Annotated in this window: 9 protein-coding genes and 1 riboswitch; of the genes, 7 read left to right on the top strand and 2 right to left on the bottom strand. The window is 43.6% G+C overall.

Going from position 1 to position 12103, the window contains the following annotated elements; translation table 11 throughout:
* Positions 1-3 precede the first annotated feature (3 nt).
* On the bottom strand, positions 4-882 hold the full coding sequence (locus E5354_RS12200; RefSeq protein WP_135947637.1) for a sce7726 family protein: 879 nt from the start codon (positions 880-882) through the stop codon (positions 4-6).
* An 81-nt stretch (positions 883-963) separates the two neighbouring features.
* Positions 964-1806, bottom strand: coding sequence for a hypothetical protein (locus E5354_RS12195; protein ID WP_135947636.1), 843 nt, complete (start codon positions 1804-1806; stop codon positions 964-966).
* Between the two features lie 73 nt (positions 1807-1879).
* Positions 1880-2062: riboswitch (cobalamin riboswitch) on the top strand.
* Positions 2063-2168: 106 nt separating this feature from the next.
* On the opposite strand from E5354_RS12195, the gene E5354_RS12190 reads away from it, so the two are divergent.
* The 7 genes from E5354_RS12190 to E5354_RS12160 all read left to right on the top strand — a co-directional run bounded on the left by E5354_RS12190 (position 2169) and on the right by E5354_RS12160 (position 12092).
* Positions 2169-4517, top strand: a complete 2349-nt coding sequence (locus E5354_RS12190; protein ID WP_135947635.1) for a TonB-dependent receptor — start codon at positions 2169-2171, stop codon at positions 4515-4517.
* Between the two features lie 20 nt (positions 4518-4537).
* Positions 4538-5806, top strand: coding sequence for a hypothetical protein (locus E5354_RS12185; RefSeq protein ID WP_135947634.1), 1269 nt, complete (start codon positions 4538-4540; stop codon positions 5804-5806).
* Between the two features lie 83 nt (positions 5807-5889).
* Complete coding sequence (locus tag E5354_RS12180; protein ID WP_135947633.1) at positions 5890-6792, top strand: sirohydrochlorin cobaltochelatase; 903 nt, start codon at positions 5890-5892, stop codon at positions 6790-6792.
* Between the two features lie 2 nt (positions 6793-6794).
* A complete protein-coding gene (locus E5354_RS12175) occupies positions 6795-10679 on the top strand; it encodes a cobaltochelatase subunit CobN (RefSeq protein WP_135947632.1) in 3885 nt (1294 codons plus the stop codon).
* Positions 10676-11176 carry a hypothetical protein gene (locus E5354_RS12170; RefSeq protein WP_135947631.1) on the top strand — a complete coding sequence of 167 codons (501 nt, stop codon included), beginning with the start codon at positions 10676-10678 and terminating at the stop codon, positions 11174-11176. The genes E5354_RS12175 and E5354_RS12170 overlap by 4 nt, the downstream gene beginning before the upstream one ends.
* Positions 11173-11763 (top strand): MotA/TolQ/ExbB proton channel family protein, encoded by a 591-nt coding sequence (locus E5354_RS12165; protein WP_135947630.1) that lies wholly within the window; start codon positions 11173-11175, stop codon positions 11761-11763. The genes E5354_RS12170 and E5354_RS12165 overlap by 4 nt, the downstream gene beginning before the upstream one ends.
* Positions 11760-12092 carry a DUF2149 domain-containing protein gene (locus tag E5354_RS12160; protein ID WP_135947629.1) on the top strand — a complete coding sequence of 111 codons (333 nt, stop codon included), beginning with the start codon at positions 11760-11762 and terminating at the stop codon, positions 12090-12092. Before E5354_RS12165 ends, E5354_RS12160 begins: the two co-directional genes overlap by 4 nt.
* Positions 12093-12103: the final 11 nt, after the last annotated feature.

The following is a 12103-nucleotide window of genomic DNA, read 5'->3' as shown; positions in this document are numbered from 1 at the left end:
ATTTTATATGCTTAATATTGGCTTGTTCAACGATTCTTTTAAAATGTCAATCTCTTCTTTTTTCAGATTTAACGACAGAGCTATCTGACGCAATTCAATAGGAGATGACCTTAAAAGAGAAGTATTATTCTTTCGGTGTTTGATTTCTTTTAATATCAATGGCCGCAATACTTCCAATGGAATCTGTTTCATCATTTCAAAACAATGATCAAACATTTTAAAACATGAAACATTTGGAATTATACCATAATAAGTCTCAATGATATTCTTATACTCCTGTGTATGGAGAACTCTCATAAGCAAAGCAATATCAATAAGCTGATTCTTATGAGCATCTCGAAATTGAATCAATTCAACAGAAGTTTTTGTATGGAAAAACAATAGTACACCGATATTTTCATCAATCAAATGGATGTATTTATCCAGTAAATCTTCTGAAACGATTAAGTAGCATTTGTCGAAAAATTTACTATAATTCTCCAATTGACTACTTAGTCGTTTAGGAGAATCATATTCGGTTTTAATTTCAAATGCCTTACTCTCACCATTAAAGAGCGCTATGTCAACTATCGAAGGAGGTATCTTAAATTCGTTAAATACAACAGTTTTCGATGTGCCATATTTATTGATAAGAATTTTTGTTATGAACTCATTCTTATACACATATTCACAACAATATTTTTTCCTTATAGCCCGGTAGATCTTTCTAACGACATCTCCGTATGTGACATAAGAACTAATGTCAATATCATACTGCTCAACAATAGCGTTTAACCTAGTAAAGTCATTATATTCAATTATATCCTTAAAGACAGAACGAGAGAATACTAAGGAAAAGCTCCTTAGCATATCTATTTCTGAGTATGGATATAGTTGGCTCATATCTATCTGGGTACTTTATCTTGCAAAGATAGTGATTTTAGGTTTAACAACAAAGCAATATGCTGTAGAACATATAGTATCTTATCGCCTGCCACCAATACCGCAGCGTTTGGGCTGAGATGGTTTCATCATTCGGTGGGCTTGCATCATGCAGCGATAGGCGAAGCGGCGGTCGTCTTCATCCGGATTGCGTCCCCACGGGAGGTCTGATGAGATGCCTCCGCCTCCGCATGACTGGGCGAATTGCGTCGCGCCATCGAGATAACCGAGGAACAAATACATCGCACACTTCAATATCTCGTTGGGTCGCTCGGCGATTGCAGTCAGGAACTCGCCATCAACCCTGGCTTTCTGTTCCGACGGCATGGTATCCAACAGGGAACGGACATCGACAACCATTCTGGCAAAGACGGCATCAGTAAGCCTCATACGCACCTGTTCTTGATTCTTTTCCGTGAACTCGTGGAAATTCTTTTCCGCATTATCTCGTTTCTCGCTGAGTGCGTCAAGTTCATCCTGAAGCTCGGTGAGTTGCCGGTCGGCGGTCTTTAGCTTGTCGCGCTTGTCGGCAAGTTTCCGTCCGGTAGATTCAAGCTGGTTTTCAAGTTCGGCGATGCGGCGACGCAGTTCGGAAACATCTCCGGCACCATTCTCGATGTCTGACTCCAACCGGGCTTTCTCGTCATTCAGTTCAGCCTCCTGTCTTTCAAGATTCGCAATCATGGTCGTTAGACCCTTCACTCGCCGCTCCGATTTCCGAATTTCATCTTCGAGCTGACGCAACTGTTCGCGGTTGTCGTCTATAAGTGTTTCGAGTCTAGCGTTCTCACGGTGAAGGTCGCGATTGTATTCAGCGGTCGAGCGATGGCGTGCGCCGGTCACTTGGATGTCATCGCCACGGTAAAGGCCGTATTTACGGTTCACTTCAATTGAGAATGAAATACAATTATCGTTCCCTTTATGTAAAATTCTATTTTGGCGGATGAAAAAAAATGATTAATTTTGCGCCAGTTTTGGCTCGCATAACGCGATTAATAGGGAATCCGGTGAAAATCCGGGACAGACCCGCTACTGTAATTCCTTCAGAACTCATCAATATTATGCCACTGTCGGCTTGACCGATGGGAAGGCGTTGACGAGGGGATAAGTCAGGAGACCTGCCAAGGCAACATATAGTTTTGTAGTTCTCGGGTTTATTACCACAAAACAGCCATTGTTCTCCTAAAGGGAGAACGATTATGGTTTGCTGCGTAATAGTACCCCAATTTAAATTTGCAGCAAACCAAATGAAAAATTGGATACTTATTATCGTCATCTTAGTACTCCACCTGCCTTCGCAGGCGGCTAAGCCCTTTTATACACTTTCGGGAAGAATTTCGGACAGATTGAGCGAACCTGTTTCATTTGCGACGTTAACCTTCAACGATAAAAAATATATAACCACAGTTGATGTTGACGGCAGATATGAAATTAAGTTGGAGAAAGGCGTATACTCCGGAATAGTGTCAGCTGTAAGCTACAGAACAGTTGATTTTAAGATAGAATTGGCAAAGGATACTGTCTTCGACATTGTGATGGAAGAGGATGCGGTGCAACTTCAGTCTGTTAATGTCTATGGTAAGACAGTCGGAAAACAACTTGAGGAGGGCGCATTTTCAGTCAATGCGGTTGAAATAGCTCCGAATCTTAATAAGATGGTCACTCTGAACGACCTTATCGACCGTACCTCGGGTGTGAAAGTTAGGCGAGAAGGTGGGGCAGGTTCTGACTTTGATCTGACCATCAACGGAATGTCGGGCAATTCAATCCGTTATTTTATAGACGGAGTCCCTCTGGAGACAAAAGGCACAGGTCTCACTCTTGACAATGTACCTCTTAATACCGTCGAGAGAATAGAATTGTACAAGGGCGTCGTTCCCTCATATCTCGGTGCTGATGCGTTAGGCGGCGCGGTAAATATCGTAACCCGTAAGAAACGGCAGAATTATCTTGATGCCTCGTATGGGATAGGTTCTTTTCATACGTATTTAGGAGATATCACAGGACAGTATTACATTCCTGGCACACCTGTAGTCATACAACCGACATTCAGCGTCAATTATTCAAAGAATGACTATAAGATGAAAAATGTCGAGGTATGGAGCGAGGAACAAGACCGTTATATTTTTACTAACAAACAGCGCTTCCACGATGATTATTTTTCTCTGTTAGGTCAGGTTGAAGTTGGCGTGAATGATGTGAAATGGGCGCATAAGTTTTTTGTCGGTTTTTCGTATAATAAGCTGGACAAGGATATTCAGACAGGCGCTATGCAGAATAAGGTCTATGGTGAAGCCAGCCGACACACACATTCCTATAATATTTCAGCCCGCTACAATAAGAGATGGGAACAGGTGTCGACACGTCTTACCTTATCCCATACATGGGATCATAGTGAGACTGTTGATACCGCCTGCCGCAAATATTCGTGGGACGGCACATGGATGCCTTCATCCGGCAATGAAATGAATAATCGAGCAAGGACAATTCGCGTTTATAAACGCCCACTTACTGTTTTGAATACCGGAGTAGACTATGAGCTTAACGAACACAATACTTTTGCGTTCAACTATATGCTTAATCGGCGGGGCAATAACAGATATGATGAAATTGATAAGAACTTCGAACCGTCGAATGATGTTGTTACGAAACACATTCTGTCGCTTACATATTCTCAATCGTTCTTCAACAAAAAATGGCAGACTTCCTATTTTGTCAAAGACTATATTAATGCTCTGTCAATTAAGCAGTCTGATGATATTGTAATCACTGGTTCGGACAAAATCGATAGAAATAATGTGAAGAATTATAGGGGCGCGGGAGTCGGAAGCCGTTATTCTGTTTGTGAACCCTTGTCGGTTAAAGGATCATATGAGCACAGCGTCCGGTTGCCATTATCAAGAGAATTACTTGGCAACGGGACTACTGTCTATCCAAATCTTGCTTTAAGCCCGGAAGCGAGCAACAACTATAATCTGGGAATATTCGGCATATATTATTTTGACAGTCTGAATCAACTGAGTTATGAAGCCAATGGATTCATCCGTCATGTGCAGAACTATATCCGTGCAACAGTTTCGGAAAGAGAGGGAATGATGCAGTATGTCAACGAGCCAGCTATTGATATAAAGGGATTTGACGTAGAAGTCTCGTATGTCTGGAATAATTCATTTCAGTTTACAGCTAATGCAAGCTGGAGTGATGCGCGGGATCTGAAGAGATACAAGACCGACGGCAATCTTTCTGCAACATATAAAAACAGAGTTCCGAACCGACCTTGGTTTTTCGGCAATATAGACGCGTCATATACTTTTCGAGATCTTATCATGAAGACCGACCGACTTGGGATTGTAGCGGAGTACCAGTATATCCATTGGTATTATCTGAATTGGGAGGCATTTGGTGCCGCCTCGTCGAAAGCACGTATTCCGACGCAGAATATTACTAATGTATCTCTCTCCTATTGCTGGCACAACGACAGGTATAATGTCTCCTTAGAATGTAACAATATATTTGACCGGCTGGCCTACGACAACTACATGCTGCAAAAGCCTGGGCGGTCATTCGGGGCAAAATTCAGAATATTCATTAACTAACAATCAATTAACAATAAGCAATGAGAAAAATCAAATTTTTACTTATTTCGTTCATGGCGCTTTTCATCGCCTTTGGCATGACAAGTTGCTCGAGCGAAGACGAGCCGGATCAACCGGACGATCCAACAGTCATTCAGGATTATCATTTCGACCTCTGGGTCGCACTTGACCGTCACGGCGGTATGGGGCGCGATGTACAGACTCTTGTACGCAGCGTAAACTCTCTCGAAGCAGGTCAGCCTGAAATTACATTCCAGGGAACAGGTACTGAAGTGAATTCAATTCTTTCGCTTGAGACCATACTAAAGGGCGCGTACTATTATCAGGTTCCTGTTTCCGGCGATCGCTTTGCCAAGTACATCATCAAAGACAATAAGGTTGAGGTTGTCAAAGAACGCCGCTTCCAAACCAACACCTACGCAACCCGCAAGTACACCCATGCTTGGATTAATGACAACACCCTTGTCATAATGGCAGCAACCGGTGACGCTACTAAAATCGTATGGACAAAGCTCAACGCGGATGACATGACTATCATCAGCGAAGGGACTCTTGATGTGCCGATGCCCGAAGGCGGTGAGCTTTTCACTACATCAGGTATCCTTAACTATCGCGCATCCGACAACAAACTGTTCTACTTCTATTTCGCCAAGCAGAGTGGACGCCGCGGCAAGAGGGTGACACCTATGATGACCGCTGTCATCAATCCTGCAACAATGGCTGTTGAAAGCAATACCCCATGCTTCCTCGATTGTGAAATGGTAGGCACTGCATATGGCGAGCTTCTCCAGACAACGACTTTCATCGACGGAAACAACAATCTTTATATAGCTTGTGTGACAGACGATGCCGATGGCAAAGAATACAGCCATCTTCTCAAGATTCCGGCCAATTCAACCTCATTTGACCAAAGCTACGATGGTTTCACTGCCGGTGGAAAGCTGATTTCGGTGATGTATGTTGGCGACAACAAAGTCGTGGCTTATGCGCGTGATGACGCCGCAGGAACGGACATCGATTCCTTCAGCCATTATTATACTGTAATTGATGTTGTCTCAAAGACAAGCACTCCTATCACTTATAATGGTCAACGTCTTGCTTACAGCAGCGGTCGCTTCTCGTCGCGTATGGCCTATGTCAATCATAAGGCTTATGTAGGCGTGGATACAGAAGGTCAGAAACCTCAGATTTATATCTACGATGTAGAAAAGAACCAGACTGCACTTGGTGCGACGATGGCTTCAGGCTACTACTTTGAGCAAATCAGAGTTGTAGAAGACGCTAAGTAAACGAACAATTATTCCTTTATATGTCGTTCTCCCGGAACATTCTGCCAAATAAGTTCCGGGAGTACTTTAGCCATTTAATAGATATGAAGAGAAAATTCATAGTGTTTATTATAACTATGTTGAGTATGGCGGCTGCACATGCGCAAAGTTTCGATAGTGTGCCGAAAGAAAAAACAGCGATTCTTATGGTGCATTTCGGCACGACCTATGACGATACCCGTAACGCGACTATCGACGCAATTAATGAAAAGACGAAAGAACATTTTCCAGGCGTAACTGTCGTGGAGGCATATACTTCGCGTATCATTATCAACAGACTGGAAAAACGCGGAATCCATAAACAGACACCGCAAGAGGCCTTACTTCGACTTGCTGCCGACGGCTATACCCATATCATAGTTCAGGGAACCAACGTAATCGATGGAATCGAAGCCGAAGTATTGCGTAATGACGCTAAATTGATGACACCGTTTTTCAAAGAAATACGGGTGGGACGTCCATTGCTTTATTCTGTGGATGATTGTCAGAATGTGGTCGGTATTTTAATCAATCGATATGGAAAAAACACGCAGAAGAACGGAGCCTTAGTATTAATAGGTCACGGGACCTCGACTCCGGCTAACGCTGTTTATTCCCAGATAGACTATATGCTGACAGCCGACGGCGCACCTCAATTTCATGTAGCTACAGTTGAGGGTTATCCTACATATGCAACGACATTGGCACGATTGAAATCGTCAAAGACAAAAAGCGTAACGCTTGTTCCTTTCATGTTCGTTGCAGGCGATCATGCCCGCAATGATATTGACGGCGAGTGGCGCGAGAAATTTGAAAAAGAAGGTTTCAAGGTATCGGCAATCCTGGATGGATTAGGTCAGATACCCGAGATTCAAGATATTTATATCGACCATATCAAGGATGCCTTTGATGCGCCCGTTCTTGATTCAGCGAGTCAGAAATCATCATACATAAAGGAAAACCTATAATTATGACAAGAGTCAGGAATAAAGTCCTAATAATTATCGGGATAATCATTGTCCTTGGTGGTTGCATCTACAGTGTCCACGTATTGTGGTTCAGGCCGATCTCTGTCCTTGTCGTCAATGCACTTCCGGCACAAGAAGCAGAAATAGTGCTCAACAACGACTGTAGTGATATTGAAGTTTCATGTCGATCGATGGAGGACGCCGGGGATTTCGAGAAGTATGACGCGGTATTGATGTATGGCCGAGGTCTTTATCTTGACTCGTTACAGTTGGTTTCGCTTGAAAGAGCAGCAGAAGAAGGTGTTCCTGTTTTTACCAACACGCTGCGTAATTTTAGTTTTGCCGTCAACCATAATCTTGATTCTGCACAGTGCCGACAACTTCAGAAATATTTCTCCAATCAATGTGGACGAAATTATCGCAATCTTGTCAGATATACAGCTGCCATTGCGGCTCCTCGCAGAATCGACAGTGATTTGTACGAAGACCCGGTTGAGATGCCGTTCAATATGTATTACCATATCGAACCAGGCAAGTATTTCGATAGAGCGGCAACGCTTACTGAATATCTAAAACAGGAAGGCTTATATAACCCGAAAGGAACAAATGTAGCATTCGTATCGGGAGTGAGTTTCCCGGTGGAAAATAATCGTGCGCAAATAGATACGCTTATGTCGCGACTTACCCGCGCCGGCTATAATATCTATCCGATTACAGCTACGGGACCAAAGCGTGCCTGGATGATAAAAGAGGTGAAACCTGAGGCAATCGTTTATCTTCCGATGGGACGTTTAGGAAATGATTCACTTATCAACTGGGCATACCGGCAGCAGATACCGCTGTTTATGCCATTCCCTCTCATTCAGTCAAGAAAAGAATGGCTGGATGTAAATAAGCCGATGGGCGGCGGTACTCTAAATGCCCGTATCGTTGTTCCCGAAATAGACGGCGGAATGACTCCTCTATGCATTTCAACGCAGAACGCAAGCCATTCCGGCTATCTGCTCTATACGCCGGAGCCGGAACGAATAGATGCCTTTATGGAGCAATTTGAGCGCTATATGCGTCTGAAAACCAAATCGAACAGCGAAAAAAAAATCGCCATTGCCTATTTTAAATCTCCCGGCAAAGATGCCTTATTGGCATCCGGCATGGAGGTAGTGCCGTCGCTTTATAATTTCCTCGAACGGCTTAAAAAAGAGGGCTATGATGTCAACGGACTTCCCTCAAGAGTAGAAGAGTTTAAACATCAGCTTATGAAGCAGGGGAGCGTCATGGGGTCGTATGCTCCGGCAGCGCAGGAAACTTTCATGAACGAGTCACATCCGGTTTGGATTAATAAAAACGAATATGAAAGATGGGTAAAGGATGTTCTGCTTCCGGAAAAATATAACGAGGTCGAGGAACGTTACGGCAAAGCTCCCGGCAGCTTGTTGGCAAGAGGTGACAGCCTTGCTGTCGCTGCATTGCGTTATGGCAACATCCTTCTGTTTCCTCAGCCGAGACCGGCTCTGGATGATGACGATTTCAGACTGGTTCATGGTGTTGATGTACCACCACCTCATTCATATATTGCGCCATATCTTTATATGCAGAAAGGGTTTGATGCGGACGCGGTTATCCATTTCGGTACTCATGGCAACCTTGAGTTTACACCTGGCAAGAATGCCGGACTGTCACAGGCAGACTGGGCGGAAGTTCTGATCGGCAATCGTCCGCATTTCTATTTCTATACCACCGGTAATGTTGGTGAAGCTATTATCGCAAAACGCAGAAGCCATGCTGTGATAGTGACCCATCTGACACCCCCTTACGTAGAGAGCGGAATGAGAAAGAAATATGCCTCGCTAATCGAAGAAATACATGATGCTATCGCAGACCCGTCACGAAACACAAACGCTCTTAAAAATAAAATCATGGATCTGGGTCTGCAAAAAGACTTCGGACTTGATTCTGTGCCGACAGGAACATATTCCATTGATGAACTTAAGAAAATAGATTCATTTGTCGAAGAGCTTGCTAATGAAAAAATCACCGGCGCATATTATGTTATGGGGGAGTCTTATTCTCCTGCAGATATGACAACCAGTGTCCTTGCAGTGTGTGCGGATAAACAGGCTTATGAAAAAGCCAAAAAAGATTTTGAGAGAGGGAAGATTACAAAAGAAGAACTGCAGGATTTCACTTTCATCGCTCACCGTTATCTGCCGATGGCAAAAAAGGAGATAACAGATTGTCTCAACGGTGTTTCTCATTCCGAAACCGGTGAAGAGGCGCTCGAATACCGCAGGCTGCTGACAGAATCGGCAGGTGCGGAAATTAACAGTATGGTGAATGCGCTGAATGGGATTCCTGTTTGGCCGGCTCCTGGTGGCGATCCTGTATTGAATCCCAATGTCCTTCCTATGGGCAGGAATATGTACAGTATAAATGCAGAAGCAACTCCTGGTCCGAAGGCATGGGATGACGGTGTCGTTCTTGCAGAACAGACACTGAAAAATTATCTCTCTAAACACGGCGAATATCCCCGTAAAGTAAGCTATACTTTCTGGGCCGGTGAGTTCATATCGTCGCATGGAGCGACCATTGCTCAGGCAATGAGAATGTTGGGCGTAGAGCCGGTAAGGGATGAACAGGGACGCGTGATGGATTTAAAACTTACACCGTCCGAGACTTTGGGGCGTCCTCGAATTAACATTCTCGTGCAGGTATCGGGGCAGTTGCGCGATATTGCCGCTTCCCGTTTAAAAATGTTGACCGAAGCTGTGGAGCTCGCGGCCGGAGCGAAAGATGACATATATCCTAATTTTGTCGCCGAGGGGACGCTGGCGCAGGAGAAAGAGCTTGTCGAAAAAGGAGAATCTCCACAGCGTGCGCGTGAACTTTCCAATATGAGAGTATTCGGTCCCGTTAATTCTGGCTACAGTACCGGTATGCTGCGATATACTGAAAGTTCGGGCGAATGGGACGACAAGGCAGAACTCGTCGACGGATATCTCAACAATATGTGTGCTGTTTATGGCGATGACGACAACTGGGGGACTATGAATAAAGATTTGTTCTCTGCGGCTATATCGAAGACAGATGTTATCGTACAACCTCGTCAAAGCAACACCTGGGGACCGATTTCTCTTGATCACGTTTATGAATTTACCGGTGCGCTTTCGCTGACATCGGCAGCCATTAACGGCAAGGAACCGGATGCAGTCTTTGCCGATTACCGCAATTCCTATCTTCCCAGACTTCAGGATACACGTGAGGCTGTGGCGGTCGAGACAAGAGCAACGATCCTAAATCCTGAATTTATTCGACAACGAATGAAAGGAGATGCGACGACAGCTCAGATGTTCGGAGAAATTTTCAGAAATATTTTTGGCTGGAGCGCTACCAGAAGCAGCGCTCTGCCAAAGGATATTTATGATGATCTATATGAATTATATATCTTTGATAAAGAAAATCTCGGAGTTAAAGACTACTTCGAGAACGTAAATCCTGCCGCTATGCAGGAAATGACGGCGACAATGCTTGAAAGTGCCCGCAAAGGATTTTGGAAGGCAAATAAAGAGCAACTGCTGAATACGGCATCTCTGAATGCGCAGATTACAGAAAATCATGGTGCGCCATGTACGGAATTTGTATGCGGCAATAAAAAGTTGCAGGAATTCATTGGCTCAAATCTTGAGGGTAAGATTTCGGAAAATTTCAAGGATAACATGGCTAAAGCTACTGCAAATCCGGCAGGTGCTAAAGTATTGAAAGAAAACAGCGGCAATATATTGTCTATTTTCGACAGCGATAATATTTCCGGCGTTGTAATATTTATAATTGCCGGCTGTCTGATTTTGATATTTGCGGTTATTGTATTAAAGAAAAGGAGGCGGAAATGAGCTGGATGCTTATATCGTTATGCTTTATCATTTTCTTCTCTTCAGAAGTGAAGATGTCGCTCATGTCCTTGAAAATATCTGTAATATGGTCACTTTTCTTCGGCGTTGCGGGATATCTGGCTACAATTATGTTTTCAGGCATGTCAAGACTTGAAGCTTTAAGCGTTCTGAATACGTCAGATATATCCACTCTTGAATTTGTTGAACAGCTGATAATGTACGCGTATTTCTTTTCAGGCGCACTTCTGAAGAAAATATTAGATTATTATCCCGGTTTGATGCTTTTGGCTCCGGTGTGTGTATTTGCCTATCTTTTTGTGGGTCAGTTCCCCGGAATGGATTTTACTCTTGTCGGAGCAATGGTGGGGTGTATAGTTTTTTCACTCTCCGCAGGATTTGTAGTGCTTCTAAGATACTTGGCAGCGAACTTAAATGTGTTTTATAAGACTGTCCTTGTTGCAACTTTGGTTAATATTTTATTCTACGGCCTTTTATGAAAACTCTATCTGACATTCTCTTCGTAATCTCTAACGGACTGCTCATTCCGGTAATCATTCTCTTGTTGTACCTTGCAATGCGTGCGGTCTGGGTTCTGTTCTGTTTCTATAACGAGTACAAGCAGAAAATGAAGATTGCCGGTATTTTCAGACAGATGATACAGAATTATTCTCCAGAAGAGCTTGATTTAGCTCAAGAGCAACTGGATAGTCCCGGTAAAGACTGTGTGGCGGCATGTTTTCAAAATCTTTTATCTCACAAAGATGATAAGATATATTGCGAGCATCTTCTTGCAGATTTTCAGGTTGACGTGCAGAAACAGCTTTCAAAATACAGAATACTTATAAAGCTCGGTCCCATGCTGGGACTGATGGGTACTCTTATCCCGATGGGACCTGCGTTAATTGGTCTGGCAAGCGGTGATATTGTTTCAATGGCTTATAACATGCAGGTCGCTTTTGCGACAACTGTTGTCGGAATGGCTGTGGCGGCAATAGGCTTGGCCGCACTGCAAATGAACAAGCGCTTTTATGCCCGTTCGTTTAATGACCTCGATTTTGTTTTCCAAAAAATTACAGCGCAATGAGACAGAATCCGATAATGACAGAAGATGAAAACAGCGACAATCCCTTGGGCATGCTGACAAATCTGTTTGATGTCGCAATGGTATTCGCAGTGGCGCTTATGGTTGCATTGGTCGCACATTTCAACATGAACGAAATATTCTCCAAAGAAGATTATACCATAGTGAAAAATCCAGGAACTGAGAATATGGAAATTATTATGAAGGAGGGCAATAAAATTAAAAAATATACCCCGTCGGATACTGAAAACCAGGCAACCGGCTCGAAAGGTCGGCGAGTAGGTTCTGCCTATCAGCTTGAAAACGGAGAGATAATATACATCCCAGAATGAAATAAAAAGAA

The sequence above is a fragment of the Muribaculum sp. NM65_B17 genome (assembly GCF_004793735.1).
In the GTDB taxonomy this organism is placed as follows: Bacteria; Bacteroidota; Bacteroidia; order Bacteroidales; family Muribaculaceae; genus Muribaculum; species Muribaculum gordoncarteri.
Note: the sequence above shows the minus strand (reverse complement) of the source record. Positions and strands in the feature narration are given on the sequence as shown.